The sequence below is a fragment of the Leifsonia sp. P73 genome (genome assembly GCF_051059105.1).
In the GTDB taxonomy this organism is placed as follows: domain Bacteria; phylum Actinomycetota; class Actinomycetes; order Actinomycetales; family Microbacteriaceae; genus Leifsonia.
The window spans coordinates 2,851,814-2,869,441 of the sequence record NZ_CP194931.1 but is presented as its reverse complement, the minus strand read 5'-3'; the positions used below and the strand labels follow the sequence as shown (position 1 = coordinate 2,869,441).

The following is a 17,628-nucleotide window of genomic DNA, read 5'->3' as shown; positions in this document are numbered from 1 at the left end:
GCCTATCCTCTGGCTGGTGCTGCCGCGCTCACCCCGACCGTCACCGGCCCGGTGAGCCCGTTCGCCACCGAGATCGACCTCGCGCCGCCCTCCAGGAACGTCAGAGCCGTGAGCGAGGAACCGTCGGAGGTGAAGAGCTCGACCGACGACCGGTCGATCAGGATCGTCAACCGCACAACGCCGTCGCGGGCGACGATCGGGGCCTTCGCCGCGGACCGGTAGGCGGCCGGCGCCCGCGCCGACGTCGCGAAGGCGTCGTGCGCGCGGTCGAGCGTGAGCTCGCCGTGCCGCGGGTCGTACAGCAGGTCCACGTGGGACCCGCCCGTCCCGCCGATGCGGAGCCTCAGCGCGCCGCCGCCGGGTCGAGCCTGCGATTCGAGCTCGGCCGTCACAACGGTCCCCTCCCTGGGCAGTGCGATCGTGCGTGCGGCGTTCGGGGCCGTCATGGAGGACACCGCGCCTCCTGCCGGCCTCGTCGCGGCCGGGAGCGGCACGCTGGACAGGCGCGGCGCCCCATCGCCGCTGGTCAGCCGCAGTTCGCGCAGCACCGTGTCGGCGCCGTACCATCCCGTCGTCGGGAGCGTGCGGGCGTAGGCCCAGTTGTTCATCCACCCCAGGGCGTAGCGCTTCGAGGTCGATCCGGGCTCGGCCCAGGTGACGGCGGCGTAGAAGTCGGGACCGGCATCCAGCCAGGCCGGCTCGGCGCGGTCGGGCACGAACGACTCGCCGTCGAATCCGCCGGTCCAGTAGGCGAAGCCCGTCGTCCCCCCGGACGCCGAACGGTTGGCGCTCGCGGCCAGCACCCAGACCGGCCGGCCCGGGTCGCCGTCGAGGTCGAGCGGGAAGAGGTCGGGGCATTCGACGGTGCCGATGCCGGCGGTCTGCATACCGGACCGATACGTCCACGAGCGCAGATCGGGCGACGTGTAGAAGCCCAGCTTGGTTCCCTCCGCGAGGACGATCACCCAGCGCCCGTGCGCCGCGTCGCGGACGATCTTCGGATCGCGCCAGTCGCGGACGCCCGGGTTCTCCATGATGGGGTTCGCCGCGTCGGACGCGAAATGGTAGCCGCCGTCGGTGGAGTAGAACAGCGACTGCCGCTGCACGCCGTCCGACTGCTGGGTGACGATGGCGATGACAGCGTCGCGTCCGTGGCCGGCGGTGCCGTCATGGTCGACGACCGTGCTGCCGGTCTCGATGTCGCCGAGGCCGTTCGTGTACTTCTCGATGGCGGTGCCGCGATCGGTCCAGTGCACGAGGTCCGGGCTGGTGAGGTGCCGCCATTCCGTGCCGTTCCCGGTGGGATAGTCCTTGTTGTAGAGGTAGTAGAAGTGCCAGAGGCCGCCGAGGCGGAACGGCCGTTGCGGATCGTTCATCCAGTGCGCGGCCGGACTGAGGTGGAACGACGGCCGGTACGACTCCCCGGCGGTGACGCCGTGCGAGGCGTCCGGCTGCGGAGCCGGGCCGCTCGGGTGCGGCACCGACGCGATCACGAGGGCGGCGGCCGACGCGATCAGCAGGACGGCGGCGACCACAGCGGTCGCCCAGCGGCGTCGGCGGTCACTGCGCGGGTGCCCGTGTCCGTCGGTCATGCGGTTCTCCCTCCTCCCGGCACTCACTTAGACTTGAGGGATGCCGGGCTGGCAGGACGTTCAGAATGTCGGAATCCGGGATGTCGCGAAGGTGGCGGGCGTCTCGGTGACGACGGTCTCGCATGCTCTGAGCGGCCGGCGGCCGGTCAATCCGGAGACGCGCGAACGCGTCCTCAGGGCCTCCGAGTCTCTCGGCTATCTGCCGGACCCCCATGCCGGTGGCCTCCGGGCGTCGCGTACGTGGGTGATCGGCGTGCTCGGGGAGGCGGTGCTGACGACCCCCTATGCCGGGCAGCTCGTCGCCGGAGCGCAGGAGGTCGCGGACGAGCATTCGTACGTCGTCATCGCCCTCGACTCCGGGTTCAGCCCGGAGCGCGAGACCCGCAATATCGCGATGCTCGGCCGGCGGCGCGTGGACGGCGTCGTGATGGCCCGGATGTACCACCAGTCCGTCGACGTGCCCGCAGAGCTCCGTGGGGTGCCGCTGGTCCTGGCGAACGCGGTGACCTCCGATCCCTCGGTGTCGTGGATCGCGCCGGATGAGCGGCTCATCGCCACGGATGCCGTGGCGCATCTTCTGGCCCACGGCCATCGGCGCATCGGATTCGCGACGACTCTGGATGACACGGCTGCCGCTGCCGGCCGGGCGGAGGGCTACCGGGACACCTTGCGGGCGGCCGGCATCGAAGTGGACGAGTCGCTCATCGTCCGCTCGCCGTCGACGGCTGCCGGAGGCCGGCACAGCGCCGAAGCGCTGCTCGGCCGGGCGGATCGCCCGACGGCCGTCTTCTGCTTCAACGACGAGATCGCGATGGGCCTCTATCAGGGCGCTCAGGGCCGCGGCCTCCGGATCCCCGAGGACCTCTCGGTCGTCGGGGTCGACGACCTCCGGCTGATCTCCGAAGCGTTGCAGCCGGGCCTGACGACCGTCGCCCTCCCCCATCGAGAGCTGGGGCGGTGGAGCGTCGCGAAGATCTTCCAGTCGCTGGAAGACCCCTCGACGCCGGCCGAGCAGGTCTTCGTGCGCTGCGCGCTCGTCGAGCGGGGCTCGGTCGCGCACGTCTGATGCGTGCGCTTCTGGCGTCTGCGGTTTCGATATAAGCGACCTCCTCGTGGTTCGCAAGCTCGGGTCGGTTGGACGGGAGCGTGCGACCACGACGTCGCGACGGCCCCACCATAAACGCCATGCAATACGTTTTGCAAACTATCCGCTGAGATTTTCAGACTCGGTCCGATAACCGAGCGCCGGACGGTTGACTGATCGCTCCACCCCCGTTATGGTGGCAGCTCGGGAGCGTGCACCGCGCGTCGTGATCGTCCAATCCATTCCACGGAAACGAGAACGAAAAATGGTGAAACGAACCACAGGACGCCTGGCCGCTGTTGCGGTCACGGTCGTCGGAGCAGCCACCGCAGTGCTGGCGATCGCCGCCGGGCCGGCTTCGGCCGACAGCCCGACGGTGCCCGGCTACGCGGCGCCGAGCGTGCACTCGCAGCAGGCCTACGACCCGGAAGGCGACTTCACGTCGCACTGGACGCGGGCCGATGCGATGCAGTTGAAGGCGATGTCGAATCCGGCGGCGCCATCGCGCACCAACTCCATGCCGCAGCAGTACACGATGCCCAACATCCCGCAGGACTTCCCGGACATGAGCAACGGGAAGGTCTGGGTGTGGGACACCTGGCCGCTCACCGACTCCAAGGGCAACCAGTACAGCGTCGGCGGCTATGACGTGATCTTCTCCCTCGTGGCCGACCGCTCGCTGGGCTTCGACGACCGCCACACCTACGCCAAGATCGGCTACTTCTATCGCCCCACCGACGTGCCGGCGGACCAGCGACCGGCGAACGGAGGCTGGACCTACGGCGGACTCGTCTTCCCGGAGGGCGTGACGAGCAAGGTCTTCCCCGACCAGTCCTTCACCCAGCAGCCGCAGTGGTCGGGCTCGGCACGCATCCTCGCGGGCGGCAAGATCGACCTGTTCTTCACCGACATGGCCTTCTACCGCAATTCGGCCGGACAGGATGTGAAGCCCGCGGACGCGGTGATCTCGCTCAGCCAGGGCGCTATCCACGCGAACCCCGGCAAGGGAGTGTTCTTCACCGGGTTCGGCAGCGTGACTCCGCTGCTCCGGCCGGACGGGAAGCTGTACCAGAACGGGCAGCAGAACCCGTTCTACAACTTCCGCGACCCGTTCACCTTCACCGACCCGAAGCACCCCGGCAAGACCTTCATGGTGTTCGAGTCCAACGTGGCCCAGAACCGCGGCGCCTACCAGTGCACCAGCGCGGACCTCGGCTACCGTCCGGGTGACCCGCACGCCGAGACCCCGGCCGCGGTCACCGCGAGCGGCGCGAACTACCAGACCGCGCGCATCGGGCTGGCGGAGGCCGACAACGCCGACCTCACGAAGTGGCACTACCTGAACCCGATCCTGGATTCGGCGTGCGTGACCGACCAGACGGAGCGGCCCGAGGTCTACATCAAGGACGGCAAGTACTACGTCTTCACCATCAGCCACCGCACGACGTTCGCGGCAGGTGTCGATGGTCCGGAGGGCGTGTACGGGTTCGTCGGCGACGGCATCCGCAGCGACTTCCAGCCCGTCAACCGCGGCTCGGGTCTCGCGCTCGGCAACCCGACGAACCTCAACTTCGCCGCCGGTCACCCGTTCGCTCCGGACCCCAACCAGGACCCGGGAGAGTTCCAGGCGTACTCGCACTACGTGATGCCGGGCGGGCTCGTCGAGTCGTTCATCGACTCCATCGGCACGTCCGACAGCTTCCGCCGCGGCGGGACGCTGGGGCCGACGGTGAAGCTCGACATCAGCGGCGACACCACGGCCGTCGACGACGGTTACGGCCACGGCGGGCTCGGCGGCTACGCCGACATCCCGGCGAATCTGGCGTTCACGAACAAGAACGCCGAATAGCGCACCGGGTGGAGGGCGCCGCCGTGCGCGGGCCCTCCACCCGTGCGCCGCGCGTGTCCGGCACGCCGGAACGCCTCAGTCGCCGGACGAGTCGTCCGTCTTCGAGTCGATGATGGCGAGCACTGTCATGCCGAGGGCCGCGAGAGCGACCAGGAGCCATGCGGCGAGATTCGAGTCCATCACGTTCCCATTCGTAACGGCTCGGCGACGCCGCGGCGCCGCATTTCGATGACCTGTTACATACGACGCGAAGTCTTAACACGCACGACACAATCCTGATGTTGAATGGGCCAACATTCTGGAGGTGATCGTGGATCTCAGCACCGTTCACACTTTCCGCCGGCCGACCCGTCGAAGCGATCTCGGGCTGGCGCACGGGGAAGCCTTCGTGGCGGGTGGTTCCTGGTTCTTCTCCGAGCCCCAACCCGCGGTCACGGGCCTGGTCGATTTGACGGCGCTGGCCTGGCCCGCGGTGGAGGCCACCCATCGAGGACTCCGCCTGGCGGCCACGTGCACGTTGGCCGAGCTCGCTGCGCTCGACCGGACCGGGTGGGCCGCCGAGCCGCTCTTCCGGGAATGCTGTCGCGCCCTGCTCGGCTCGTTCAAGGTGTGGAACGTCGCAACCGTCGGCGGCAATCTCTGCCTGGCGCTGCCGGCCGGCCCGATGGCCGCTCTCGCCATCGCCCTCGACGGATCTCTGGAGATCTGGCGTGCGGACGGCACCCTGGACAACGTCGACGCCGTCGACCTCATTGTCGGCCCGGGTGAGACCGCGCTCGCACGCGGGGACGTGCTCCGCGCCATCGACCTCCCCGCTCGCGCGCTCTCCGGGACGACCGCGTCGCGCAAGGCCTCTCTGCGGCCGCTGGGACGCTCGGCCGCGTTCGTCGTCGGGCGGCGCGACATCGACGGGCGGTTCACGATCGTGGTGACCGCCGCCACTGCGCACCCCTACCGTTTCCGGTTCGACGTCCTCCCGACCCGAGCCGGGCTCCGAGCCGCGCTCGAGACCATTCCCGCGTGGCACGACGACCCGCACGGGAGCCCGGACTGGCGCAGGGCCATCACTCTCCGGCTCGCCGAGGAGATCCGTGTCGAACTCGCACCGGACCCGGTGCCGGCATGAACGCCAGGATCATCCGGTTCACCGTGAACGGCGAGGAGCGAGCCACCGTTCCCGCCGCGGGCCAGTGCCTGCGCACGCTCCTGCGTGAGCACGAGCACTTCGAGGTCAAGAAGGGGTGCGACGCGGGAGACTGCGGCGCCTGCACGGTCCTGGTCGACGGGACGCCCGTGCACTCCTGCATCTTCCCCGCCCAGCGCGTGGCCGATCGCGAGATCACGACAGTGGCGGGTCTCGGGTCGCCTGGCGACCTCCACCCCCTGCAGCGCGCCTTCGTCGACGCCGGTGGTTTCCAGTGCGGATACTGCACGCCCGGGATGATCGTCACCGCCTCCACGCTCGGCGATGTGCCGTCCGAGGAGCTCGCGGAGCGGATGAAGGGCAACCTGTGCAGGTGCACCGGCTACCGTTCGATCGGCGACGCGCTCTGCGGGCGCGTCAACGTCGAGCACGGTGAGACGGGCGACGTGTTCGGCAGATCGGTGGCGGCGCCTGCAGCGGAACGGATCGTCACCGGTCGCGAACCGTACACTCTCGACTTCGCCACGGAGGGTCTGCTTCACCTGGCCGTCGTCGGCAGCCGGCACGCGCACGCGCGCGTCATCGCCGTCGACACGTCGAAAGCCGAGGCGCTTCCCGGGGTGCGGCTCGTCCTCACCGCCGCCGACGCCCCGGGCGTGCGTTATTCGACGGGCCGGCATGAAAGCCGTGAAGACGACCCCGACGACACCCGGTTGATCGACACCGTGATGCGATTCCGCGGCCAGCGGGTCGCCGCAGTCGTGGCGGACTCCCGCGCCATCGCCGAGGAGGCCTGCCGGCTCATCGAGGTCGCCTACGAGGTCCTGCCCGCCGTCCACGACCCGCAGGAGGCGCGCTCCCCCGGAGCGCCGCTGCTTCACCCTGAGCTCACTCCGGCGGACCGTGTCGATCAGGCCGACCGCAACGTGATCGCCTCGCTGCACGGCGAAGCGGGAGATGTGACCGCCGCGCTCGCCCGGTCGGCCGCGGTCGTCGAGGGCGAGTGGACGACGCAGCGGGTCTCGCACGTCGCGCTCGAGACGCACGGTACACGCGGCTGGGTCGATGACGACGGCCGGATCGTGCTGCGCACGAGCTCGCAGGTGCCCTGGCTGGTCCGCGACGAGCTCTGCCACATCTTCGGGCTGAGCCGGGATCGGCTGCGGGTGAAGACCGCGCGCGTGGGAGGCGGGTTCGGCGGCAAGCAGGAGATGCTCACGGAGGATCTCGTGCTCGCCGCGGTGCTCAAACTGGGCCGGCCGGTCCAGTACGAGTACACGCGGGAGGACCAGTTCGCGCTCGCACCGGTGCGGCATCCCATGCGGGTGGCCGTGCGGGCCGGAGCGGACGCCGACGGCCGCCTCACCGCGATCGCGGTCGACCTGCTCTCCGATACGGGCGCGTACGGAAACCACTCCCGCGGCGTGATGTTCCACAGCGTCGGCGAGTCCCTGGCCGTCTACCGTTGCGCGAACAAGCGCGTCGACGCGGAAGTGGTCTACACGAACAACCCGCCGTCCGGTGCGTTCCGCGGGTACGGACTCGGGCAGGTGGCGTTCGCCGTCGAGTCGGCGATCGACGAACTGGCCCGGCGGGTCGGGCTGGACCCGTACGAGTTCCGCCGGCGCAACGTGGTGCGGCCCGGCGAGGCGATGACGGTCACCGACCCGGACGAGGAGAGCGACCTCGGCTTCGGCAGCTACGGCCTCGATCAGTGCCTCGACCTCGTCCAGGACGCCCTGGCGCGGCCGGGCGACGACCCCTCCCGGCGCCGGAGGGCGACAACTGGCACGTCGGCGATGGGATGGCCCTGGCGATGATCGCGACCATGCCGCCGCGGGGTCACTTCGCCGACACCTCCGTCGCGCTCCTTCCGGACGGACGGCTGCGTGTGCGGGTGGGCACCGCCGAGTTCGGCAACGGCACCACGACCGCGCACGCGCAGTTCGTCGCGAGCGTGCTGAGCGCCGAGGTCTCGCGCATCGTCATCGAGCAATCGGACACCGACGTGACCCCGTACGACACCGGCGCGTTCGGCTCGGCGGGCACCGTCGTCGCCGGCAAGGCGCTCGTGCTCGCAGCTGAACGGCTTCGCGCCCGGATCGTCGAGGTGGCGGGCGACGGCGAGTTCCTGCCGAACGGGGTCCGCACCGGCGACCGCGTGCTCGACTGGGCGGCGATCGTGGCGGCGGCGGCGCCGGGCGAGGAGGCGCTGGTCGCCACAGGATCCCACGACGGCACCCCGCGTTCGGTCGCGTTCAACGTGCACGGCTTCCGGGTCGCGGTGGACGACACGACAGGCGAAGTGCGGATCCTCCGGTCGGTCCAGGCGGCCGACGCCGGCGTGGTCATCAACCCCGAGCAGCTCCGCGGGCAGATCGAGGGCGGCACCGCGCAGGCGATCGGGTCGGCGCTCTATGAGGAGGTCCGCCTCGACGGTGCGGGCGGGGTGGTGACCCGCACGCTGCGCAACTACCACATCCCCCAGTTCGCGGACGTGCCGCGCACCGAGGTGCTCTTCGCGGACACCGTTGACTCCATCGGCCCCAAAGGCGCCAAGTCCATGAGCGAGGCGCCGTACAACCCGGTCGCCCCGGCTCTGGCGAACGCCGTCCGCGACGCCATCGGCGCCCGGCCGTACGCGCTGCCGATGGGACGCGACCGGGTGTGGCGGCTCGCCGGCGCGAAGGAGGGCTGAGCTCGCGCCCGGTCGTCAGCCGGCGACGAGCGCGCTCTCGCCCGCGCGATGGATCGGCCCGTCGGTTTCGGTGAGCGACCGGCCTGAGGCGGCGGAGCGCGCGGCGATGACTTCCGCGAGGATCGACACGGCGGTCTCGGCCGGCGTGGAGGCTCCGATGTCCAGCCCGATCGGCGAGTGCAGGCGCCGCAGGCTCGACTCGGCCACGCCGTCCTCGCGCAGTGCGCGGATCCGGCGTTCGTGGGTGCGGCGGGAGCCCATCGCCCCGACGTAGGCCACGGGGAGGTCGAGCGCGAGCGCGAGCAGAGGCACGTCGAACTTGAGGTCGTGGGTCAGCACGCAGACGACGGTCCGCTCGTCCACCGCCGTCCCGGCCAGGTAGACGTGCGGCCAGGCGCGCACGACCTCGTGGGCGCCGGGGAAGCGTTCGGGCGTCGCGAACACGGCGCGTGCGTCGCAGACCGTCACGTGGTAGCCGAGCAGCCGTCCCGCGTCCGCGAGCGCGGCCGAGAAGTCGACCGCCCCGAAGATGAGCAACCGTGGCGCCACGAGGGCGACGTCGGTGAACACCGTCAGCTGCAGCGGCCCGCACTGCACCCGCCACGTGACGCTGCGGCCGCCCCGGGCCCGCTCTTCGTGCTCGGCCCGGATACGGGAGGCCGTGACGCCTTCGGCGCCGCTGTCACGGAGCCGGTCGTCCGTGAGCTCCGCGACCCGGGTGCCGATCAGCTCCCGCGGCCCGTCGACGACCGTGCCGACGCTGACCTCCGCGCCGTCGCGGGCGGCCTCCAGGACCGGTCGGTCCTGCGCGGGCAGGCGCTCGATGTACACGTCGAGGTCGCCCCCGCACATGAGCCCGACCCCCATCGCGGCCTCGTCGCTGATGCCGTACCGCACCACGGCAGGATCGGCGCCCTCCAGGACCGCATGGCAGGCCTCGACGACCGCCCCCTCGACGCACCCGCCCGAGATGCTGCCGACGACGGCGCCGTCCGCGTCGACGAACATCGTCGCCCCGACGGCGCGCGGGGCGCTGCCGTCGACACCGACCACGGTCGCGACAGCGAGCGGCCGGCCGGCGGCGGCGCGCTCGGCCAGGGAGCGGGCGAGTTCGAGCATGCGGCGAGGCTATGCGGGGTGTGTGACCGGCACGTTTCCAGCGTGAGACGCGCCCGACACAATCGGCTGATAGACACGCAGTCATGCTGACCGTGCGCGACGCCGAACTCATCCTGATCGACCCGGAGACCGTCGTGGAGGGCGACCTGCGCATCCGGGACGGCGTCGTGACGGCCGGGCCGCCTGACGCCCTCCATGCCGAGGGCTCCGAGGAGCTCGACGCCTCCGGCTGTGTGGTGACGCCCGGCCTGGTGAACGCGCACCACCACCTCCTGCAGAGCGCCTTCCGGACTCTCCCCGGCACGCGCGGGGTGCCGATGTCCGACTGGTTGCCGACGATGGCGGCGGCCTACCTCCGCGCGGGTGTCGACCCCGAGCTGTGCGCCGCCGCCGCGGCCGTCGGTGTCGCCGAAGGCCTCCTGTGCGGCGTCACGACCGTGGCCGACCACCAGCTCACCTGGCCGGCCGGGCTCGCGCCGGCCGCGTCGGCCGACCTCGCCCGCGCCGTCGCCGCCTCGGCCGCACGCCTCGGCTCCCGGCTCGTCTTCGTCCGCGGGTCCGCACGCGACGATCCGCAGGAGGCGGCAGCCTCGGCCGAAGCGATCGTGCAGGCCCTCGTCCCCGGCGCGGCCGGCGGCGTGAGCGACGACGGGATGCTGCAGGTGGCGGTCGGGCCGGCCGGGGTGCACAGCGACGTCCGCGAGACGTTCGAGCTGCTCGGGGAGGTCGCGGCCCGTCACGGCCTGCGCCGCCGCACCCAGGCGAACGAGCAGGTCGACGTCGCGATCGCCGAGGAGAGGTACGGGCGCCGGCCGATCGACCTGCTCGACGAGTGGGGCTGGCTCGGCGCGGATGTCACGCTCGCCCACCTCTGCGGCGTCACCGCCGACGAGATCGCCCGGATCGCGGCGACTGGCACGACCGCCACGCACGCGCCGGGCTGCGACCTGCCGATGGGCTGGGGAGTCGCCCCGGTCGCGGCGCTTCGCGCGGCCGGCGTCGCGGTGGGCCTCGGGACCAGCGGCGGCGGCAGCAACGACGCCGGTCACCTCCTGGCCGACGCCCGCCTGGCGATGCAGGTGGCGCCGCTCGTCGGGCCGCCGCTCGCCGCGACCGACGTGCTCGGCATGGCGACGGAAGGGTCGGCCGCCGGCCTCGGCCGCCACGAGCTCGGTCACCTGCGCCCGGGCGCGGCAGGCGACCTGTGCGTCTGGGATGTGTCCGGCGTCGCCGACGCCGGGGTCGCCGACCCGATCGCTGGACTGCTCTGGGCCTCCCCGGCCGCCGCCCCCGCCATGTCGTCGTGGCCGGACGCGTCGTCGTCCGCGACTACCGGCTGGTGAACGAGAGCGAGGCGGATGTCGTGGCGGCCCTCCGCGAGAGGATGGCCCGCAGGGGCTAGGTCACAACTCCAGCACCAGCCGCGGGCAGGCGGCGCGCGACACGCAGATCATCATGGCGGTGTTCGCGGCCTGCTCCGACGGGGTGAGCACAGAGTCCCGATGGTCGACGACGCCCTCGATCACCGGGGTCTCGCACGTGCCGCAGGTGCCCTCGCGGCACGAGGACAGCACCAGGGCTCCCGCCTCTTCGACGACCTCCAGCACCGAGCGGTCGGGCGGGACCGTCAGCGTGAGCCCGGAGAGCTCCAGCTCGACCTCGAATGCGACATCGGGGGCATGGTCGGCGGCCGCCTTCGGCTCGAACCGTTCGCGGTGCAGCGTGTCGGCGGGCCAGGCCGCGCTCAGCGCCTCCACCTGGTCGACCATGCGCGCGGGGCCGCAGCAGTGCACAGGCACGCCGTCCGCGGCCGGAGTCGTCCAGACGGCGAGGTCGAGCCGCTCGCCCTCGTCCGCGGCGAACACCTCCACCCGGTCGCCGTGCGCAGACGTCAGCTCGTCCACGAACGCCATCGTGGCCCGCGACCGTCCGGCGTAGGCCAGCCGCCAGTCGCGGCCTGCCGCGTCGGCGGCCGCGATCATCGGCAGCATCGGCGTGATGCCGATCCCGCCCGCGACGAACAGCACAGGGCTGTCCCCGTCAGCGAGGGCGAAGTGCGAGCGCGGTCCGCGGACGACGAGCCGGTCGCCGACCCGGACGGCATCGTGGACGTGTGCGGAGCCGCCACGACCGTCCGGCTCGCGCAGCACTCCGATGCGCCAGACGGCGAGGTCTGCCGGGTCCCCGCAGAGCGAGTACTGGCGTTCGAGGTTCTGCTGGGGTGTCGCGCCCGGCACGAGGACGACGTCGATGTGGGCGCCGGGGCTCCAGGAGGGAAGGGACGCCCCGTCCGGGCTGCCCAGCTCAAGAACCACGACCCCGTCGGCAGCCTGCTCCCGACGGATGACGACGACCTCCAGCGCCTGTTCGGCCGTCACTCGTCCACCCCTTTCTGCTTGACCAGGAAGAGGTGGTAGCCCTCGTCGCTCAGCGCGCTCCAGCGGTGCGGGGTTCCGCCGTAGTAGTAGATGGAGTCGCCGGCGTCGAGCACGAACCGGCCCTGGTCGGCGAAGTCGGCGAGGATGCTGCCGCGCATCACGTAGATGAACTCGTCCTCCTCGTGCTCGTAGTAGTCGCCGGGATCGGCGTTCGCGCCGACGAACTCCATCGGCTCGAACCCGCGTGCCCCGTGCGCGAGGAGGCGCGCCTCGCCCTCGGCGAACGGGCCGCGCACGCCTTCGCTGGCCCGGAGGATGTCGGGCCGGGTGTCGCCCGGGCGGCGCCGTTCGGTGTCGGCCGCGGCCAGCAGCTCGACCTGGCTGCTGCCGAGGGCGCGGGCGATGCGTTCGAGCGACACCATGCTGGGCCGCGCGTGTCCGCGCTCGAGCTGACTGAGGAACGGGTGCGAGAGCCCGGTGAGGGCCGCCACCTGCACCAGTGTCAGTCCGTGCGCGCGGCGCAGTGCCCGGATGCGGGACCCGATGCGCACGGCCTGCTCGTCGATGACGCGCGGGCCGGTGCCCTCCTGCGGGGTCGGGTCCTCGGTGGATCGGTTCGGCATAGCGTTCAACTTCCTCCCTCGGGGCATCGCGCCTGCTGCGGCGCGACGGGCAATTAACAATCGGAAATGACCGCGTTACGTGCGGGAAACGATCCGTGCGTAGATTCCTAGATGTTGAGGGCATCAACATTCTGCCACGATCGTTCCGCCGTCGCGACGATCGGCCGACCGGCCGCCGAAACCGCGAAGGAGGACCGCCGTGACCACGCAACTCCCCCGAACCCTGAGCCTGCTGCGCAACGCCACGCTCCCCGACGGGACTGTCGTGGACGTCCGCATCGGCGGCGGGATCGTCGTCTCGGTCGAACCGGCGCACGCCGCGCCGCACGCCGAGGACGACGCGGACAGCTCGCTCGACCTGAGCGGCCACGTGCTGCTGACCGCGCCGGCGGAACCGCACGCGCACCTCGACAAGGCGCTCTCCTGGGACCTGATCCGGCCTCCGATGGGCGACCTGGGTTCCGCGATCGACTCCTGGCGCACGTACTCCGCTACCATGTCCGTGGAGAGCATCGCCGAGCGCGCCAGAACTCAGGCGCTCGCGATGCTCGCCAACGGGACGACGGCGATCCGCTGCCACGTCGACGTCCTCGTCGGCGCCGAGCCGCTGCGCGGAGCGGAGGCGCTCGTCCAGGTCCGCGATGAGCTCGCCGGCCTCATCGACATCGAACTGGTCGCCCTCGCCGGGCACCTCTCGCCCGACGAGGACGTGGAGGCCGCGCTCGACCTCGGCGTCGACCTCGTCGGCGGTGCGCCGCACCTCGCGCCAGACCCCGCCGCCGACCTCGAGCGGCTGCTGGCGATCGCGGAGCGACGCGGCCTGGGCGTGGACCTCCACACCGACGAGAACCTCGCCGGCGCGCTCACCCTCACGCAGTACGCACGCGCTGTGCGGTCCTGGCCGGCGGGCACGTCGCTCTCGGCGGGCCACTGCGTGCGGCTCGGCACACTGGAGGCGGCAGAGCTGGCGCCGGTCATCGCCGAGGTGCTGGCCAGCGACATCGGGATCGTGACCCTGCCGATCACCAACCTCTACCTGCAGGGCTGGGAGCACGAGCACTCGGTCCCGCGCGGACTCACCGCGCTCCGCGCCCTGCTCGACGCCGGCGTGCGCCTGGGCGCCGGCGCCGACAACGTGCGCGACCCCTTCAACCCCGTCGGCCGCAGCGACGCGCTCGAAACCGCCAGCCTGCTCGTCACCGCGGGGCACCTCACGCTCGACGAGGCGTACACCGCGGTCAGCGACGGCGCGCGCTCCGTCATGCACCTCCCGCCGGCCGGGGCGACACCCGGGGCACGAGCGGAGTTCCTCGCCGTCCGCGCCACGGGCCTCGCCGACGCCATCGCCAACGCCCCGGCCGACCGCTTCGTGATCCATGACGGCCGGCTCGTCGCCCACAGCGAAGTGCGACGCGCTGTCGCCGCACCCCTCCCCGCTCCATCGCTCCTTCTCGAAACGAGGTGACGGTCGCATGACCCTCGCAGAATCCGCCGCGCCGCCCACGACGACGACGGCCCCGCTGCTCGACTTCCGCAACGTCGAGATGACCTTCCCGAACGGCACCGTGGCCCTCCGCGGCGTCGACCTGTCCGTCTCGCGCGGCGAGTTCGTCAGCGTGGTCGGGCCGTCCGGGTGCGGCAAGAGCACGCTGCTGCGCATCGCCTCCGGGCTGGAGTCGGCGTCCGACGGCACCGCCGAGCTGCGCACGGACCGCATCGGCTACGTCTTCCAGGACGCGACCCTGCTGCCGTGGCGGAACGTGAACGCCAACGTGCAGCTGCTGGCCGAGCTCGGCGGCGTGCCGCGCGCCGAGCGGGCGGCCAAGGCCGAGAAGGCCATCGAGCTGGTCGGGTTGAAGGGCTTCGAGAAGCACCTGCCCAAGCAGCTCTCCGGAGGCATGCGGATGCGCACCTCGCTGGCGCGCTCGCTCACCCTCGACCCCGAGCTGTTCCTCTTCGACGAGCCGTTCGGAGCACTCGACGAGATCACCCGCGAGCGCCTGAACGACGAGCTGCTCCGGCTGTTCGCGGAGCAGCAGTTCGCCGGGCTCTTCATCACGCACTCGGTGTCGGAGGCCGTCTACCTCTCCACCAAGGTCGTCGTCATGTCGGGTCGTCCCGGATCGATCGTCACCACCTTCGACGTGCCGTTCCCGATGCCGCGCGACCCCGACATCCGCTTCACCCCCGAGTTCGCCGACCTCGTCGGCCAGGTATCGCACTCCCTCAGAGAAGGACACCACTGATGACGAACGTCGCAGAGAACGTGGCCGTCGCGACCGAGACCGCCGGCGCGCCCGCCGCGTCCGCCGAGACCGCCCAGCGCGCCGCCCGGGAAGCCCGCATCCGCCGGTCGTACAGGTCGTTGCAATGGTGGCAGCCGCTGGCGGTCTTCGTCGTCCTGATCGGGCTCTGGTACGCCGCAGCCTGGTACTACGCGTCCCAGCAGCTGGCGTTCCTGGTGCCGTACCCCCACCTCGTGCTGGTCTCGATGTTCGCCGACCCGTTCTTCACACCGCAGCTCGTCTCCGACCTGCTCAACTCGACGGTCGTCGCGCTGACCGGCCTGATCGTCGCCATCGTGATCGGCGTCGCCTGGGCCGTGCTGATGTCGCAGGCGAAGTGGATCGAGCGCTCCCTCTACCCGTACGCGGTGATCCTGCAGTGCATCCCGATCCTCGCCCTGGTCCCGCTGATCGGTGCGCTGTTCGGCTACGAGTTCCTCTCCCGCGTGATCGTCACCGTGATGATCGCGATCTTCCCGATGGTCTCGAACACCCTGTTCGGCCTGCAGTCCGCCGACCGCGGCCAGCGCGAGCTCTTCCAGCTCCAGGGCGCCGGTCGGTGGACGCGGCTGACCAAGCTGCAGTTCCCCGCCGCGCTCCCGTCGATCTTCGTCGGGCTGCGCACGGCGGCGGGGCTCTCGGTCATCGGCGCGATCGTCGGCGACCAGTTCTTCCAGCGCGGCACCCCGGGCCTGGGCGTGCTCATCCAGGTGTCGACGTCCCGGCTCAACGGGCCGGGCACGTTCGCCGCGATCATCACGGCCTCGCTCCTGGGCGTCGCCGTGTTCCTCCTCTTCGGCCTGCTCGGAAAGCTGGCCGTCGGCAAGTGGTACGACTTCGGCTGATCCCGCCGGTCGCGACCCCCAACCCCCTGCACCAACCCTTGTATCGAACGGAGTCCTGATGCACCGAACAGCACGACGCTCCACCCTGACCGGAGGCGTGATCGTCGCCGCCGCGCTCGCCCTCACCGCCTGTGCCGCAGGCGGCGCGGCGCAACCGCCGTCGTCGACCTCGACGGCTGCAGCCGTCGACCTCTCCGGCGTCTGCCCGGCCACCGTCACCATCCAGACCGACTGGAACCCCGAGGCCGACCACGGCCACCTCTACCAGTTGCTCGGCCCGAACCCGAGCATCGACGCGAACCAGAAGTCCGTCACGGGAGACCTGTACTCGCAGGGCAAGCCCACCGGGGTGAAGGTCCAGATCCGCTCCGGCGGCCCGGCGATCGGCTACCAGTCGGTCAGCTCGCAAATGTACAAGGACAAGGGCATCACCCTCGGCTACGTCACCACGGACGAAGCGGTGCAGCTGTCGAACAGCCTCCCGACCACTGCGGTCTTCGCGGAGAACGACATCTCGCCGCAGATGATCATGTGGGACCCGAAGACCTACCCGGACGTGAAGACCGTCAAGGACCTGGGCGCTGCGCTCGAGAAGGACGGCGGGGTCGTCCGCTACTTCAACGGCGCCGCGTACATGGCCTACCTCCAGGGCGCAGGGATCCTGCCGGCCTCGGTGACCGACGGCAGCTACGACGGCACCCCGGCCAAGTTCGTGACCGCGAAGGGCAAGGACGGCCAGCAGGGCTTCGCCACCGCCGAGCCGTACATCTACGAGCACGAGGTCTCGGCGTGGGCCAAGCCCGTGAAGTTCCAGCTCGTGAACGACACCGGCTACCCCATCTACCCGGAGTCGGTCTCGGTGCGCACCGGCGACCTCCAGAAGCTGACCCCTGCCTCAAGAAGCTGGTGCCGGTGCTGCAGCAGGCGGACGTGGACTACATCCACAACCCGTCCGCGACCAACAAGCTGATCGTGCAGCTCGTGAACGCCTACAACAACGGCTGGGTCTACGACGAGCAGGTCGCCGACTTCGGCGTCTCGCAGATGAAGAAGCTGAAGATCGCCACCAACGGCGCCAACGGCTATGTCGGCGACTTCGACCAGGCCCGCGTCCAGAAGATCATCGACATCACCACGCCGATCTTCACGAAGACGGGCTCGGCGCCGAAGGCAGGCCTCAAAGCGACCGACCTGTTCACCAACCAGTTCCTCGACACGTCGATCGGGTTCTGACGCATGAGCGCCACATCGGTGACGGCGGCCGCGACGGCCGCGCGATTGGCGGGCAAGCGAGCCGTCGTCACCGGTGGGGCGCGCGGAATCGGGGCGGCCATCGTGCGCCGGCTCGCCGCCGACGGAGCGGAGGTCGCCCTGCTCGACCTCCTCCCGGACCCGGGCGAGACGGTCGCCGCCGAGGTCGGCGGCCGGTTCGTCCCCGTCGACCTCTCCGACACGGAGGCCACCCGGGACGCCGTCGCCGCTGCGATCGACGGCCTCGGTGGCATCGACGTCCTGGTGAACAACGCCGGCATCCTGCGCTTCGCACCACTGCTGGACATCCCGGTGGAGGACTGGGACCTCATGTTCGCCATCAACACCCGGCCGATGCTCGTGACGACCCAGGTCGCGGCCCGGCGCATGATCGACGACGGCGTCGCCGGCACGATCATCAACCTCGCCAGCATGGCGGGTAAAGCCGGCGGCGCCGGGCAGGCGCACTACGCCGCATCGAAGGCCGCCGTCATCGCGCTCACCCGCGTGACGGCGCTGGAGCTCGGCTGTCACGGCATCACGGCCAACTGCCTCTGCCCCGGCTATGTGCTGACCGAGATGGGGGCGGACACCCGGACCAGTGACGATGTGGAGCTCTGGTCCTCCTACTCCCCGCTCGGCCGGCTCGGCGAACCGGGCGACGTCTCCGCCGTCGCCGCCTTCCTCGCCTCCGCGGACGCCGCCTACCTCACCGGACAGGCGTTCAACGTCACCGGCGGAATGGTGATGCATTGACCAC

At 71.1% G+C, this 17,628-nt stretch carries 14 protein-coding genes and 1 pseudogene; 11 read left to right on the top strand and 4 right to left on the bottom strand.

Going from position 1 to position 17,628, the window contains the following annotated elements:
• Positions 1-2 precede the first annotated feature (2 nt).
• Complete coding sequence (locus tag ACQ86L_RS14820; protein ID WP_434316092.1) at positions 3-1,592, bottom strand: GH32 C-terminal domain-containing protein; 1,590 nt, start codon at positions 1,590-1,592, stop codon at positions 3-5.
• Between the two features lie 40 nt (positions 1,593-1,632).
• Here ACQ86L_RS14820 and ACQ86L_RS14815 point away from each other — a divergent pair, with 40 nt between their 5' ends.
• The 4 genes and pseudogenes from ACQ86L_RS14815 (at position 1,633) to ACQ86L_RS14800 (ending at position 8,367) form a co-directional block, all read left to right on the top strand.
• Positions 1,633-2,658 (top strand): LacI family DNA-binding transcriptional regulator, encoded by a 1,026-nt coding sequence (locus tag ACQ86L_RS14815; protein ID WP_434316091.1) that lies wholly within the window; start codon positions 1,633-1,635, stop codon positions 2,656-2,658.
• Positions 2,659-2,941: 283 nt separating this feature from the next.
• Complete coding sequence (locus ACQ86L_RS14810) at positions 2,942-4,525, top strand: glycoside hydrolase family 68 protein (protein WP_434316090.1); 1,584 nt, start codon at positions 2,942-2,944, stop codon at positions 4,523-4,525.
• A gap of 388 nt (positions 4,526-4,913) precedes the next feature.
• Complete coding sequence (locus ACQ86L_RS14805; RefSeq protein WP_434316089.1) at positions 4,914-5,651, top strand: FAD binding domain-containing protein; 738 nt, start codon at positions 4,914-4,916, stop codon at positions 5,649-5,651.
• 11 nt (positions 5,652-5,662) lie between these two features.
• Positions 5,663-8,367: pseudogene (locus tag ACQ86L_RS14800) on the top strand (molybdopterin-dependent oxidoreductase).
• A 15-nt stretch (positions 8,368-8,382) separates the two neighbouring features.
• Here the strand turns inward: ACQ86L_RS14800 and ACQ86L_RS14795 are convergent.
• Entirely contained in the window at positions 8,383-9,486 is a 1,104-nt protein-coding gene (locus ACQ86L_RS14795) for an XdhC family protein (protein WP_434316088.1), read from the bottom strand.
• Between the two features lie 83 nt (positions 9,487-9,569).
• On the opposite strand from ACQ86L_RS14795, the gene ACQ86L_RS14790 reads away from it, so the two are divergent.
• Entirely contained in the window at positions 9,570-10,829 is a 1,260-nt protein-coding gene (locus ACQ86L_RS14790; protein ID WP_434316087.1) for an amidohydrolase family protein, read from the top strand.
• A 60-nt stretch (positions 10,830-10,889) separates the two neighbouring features.
• On the opposite strand, the gene ACQ86L_RS14785 is transcribed toward ACQ86L_RS14790, so the two are convergent.
• Together ACQ86L_RS14785 and ACQ86L_RS14780 are read right to left on the bottom strand one after the other, a co-directional pair.
• Positions 10,890-11,864, bottom strand: a complete 975-nt coding sequence (locus ACQ86L_RS14785; RefSeq protein ID WP_434316086.1) for a PDR/VanB family oxidoreductase — start codon at positions 11,862-11,864, stop codon at positions 10,890-10,892.
• Positions 11,861-12,487 (bottom strand): helix-turn-helix domain-containing protein, encoded by a 627-nt coding sequence (locus tag ACQ86L_RS14780; RefSeq protein WP_434316085.1) that lies wholly within the window; start codon positions 12,485-12,487, stop codon positions 11,861-11,863. Before ACQ86L_RS14780 ends, ACQ86L_RS14785 begins: the two co-directional genes overlap by 4 nt.
• Positions 12,488-12,686: 199 nt before the next feature.
• On the opposite strand from ACQ86L_RS14780, the gene ACQ86L_RS14775 reads away from it, so the two are divergent.
• From ACQ86L_RS14775 to ACQ86L_RS14750, 6 genes are read left to right on the top strand one after another with little or no spacing between them, the layout of a single operon-like run.
• Positions 12,687-13,952 carry an amidohydrolase family protein gene (locus ACQ86L_RS14775; RefSeq protein WP_434316084.1) on the top strand — a complete coding sequence of 422 codons (1,266 nt, stop codon included), beginning with the start codon at positions 12,687-12,689 and terminating at the stop codon, positions 13,950-13,952.
• A gap of 7 nt (positions 13,953-13,959) precedes the next feature.
• Positions 13,960-14,733 carry an ABC transporter ATP-binding protein gene (locus ACQ86L_RS14770; protein ID WP_434316083.1) on the top strand — a complete coding sequence of 258 codons (774 nt, stop codon included), beginning with the start codon at positions 13,960-13,962 and terminating at the stop codon, positions 14,731-14,733.
• Entirely contained in the window at positions 14,733-15,617 is an 885-nt protein-coding gene (locus tag ACQ86L_RS14765) for an ABC transporter permease (protein WP_434316082.1), read from the top strand. Before ACQ86L_RS14770 ends, ACQ86L_RS14765 begins: the two co-directional genes overlap by 1 nt.
• Before the next feature lie 58 nt (positions 15,618-15,675).
• Positions 15,676-16,587 carry a hypothetical protein gene (locus tag ACQ86L_RS14760; RefSeq protein ID WP_434316081.1) on the top strand — a complete coding sequence of 304 codons (912 nt, stop codon included), beginning with the start codon at positions 15,676-15,678 and terminating at the stop codon, positions 16,585-16,587.
• A complete protein-coding gene (locus ACQ86L_RS14755) occupies positions 16,530-16,850 on the top strand; it encodes a hypothetical protein (protein ID WP_434316080.1) in 321 nt (106 codons plus the stop codon). Before ACQ86L_RS14760 ends, ACQ86L_RS14755 begins: the two co-directional genes overlap by 58 nt.
• 3 nt (positions 16,851-16,853) lie before the next feature.
• Positions 16,854-17,624, top strand: coding sequence for an SDR family NAD(P)-dependent oxidoreductase (locus ACQ86L_RS14750; protein WP_434316079.1), 771 nt, complete (start codon positions 16,854-16,856; stop codon positions 17,622-17,624).
• The last annotated feature ends 4 nt before the right edge of the window (positions 17,625-17,628 follow it).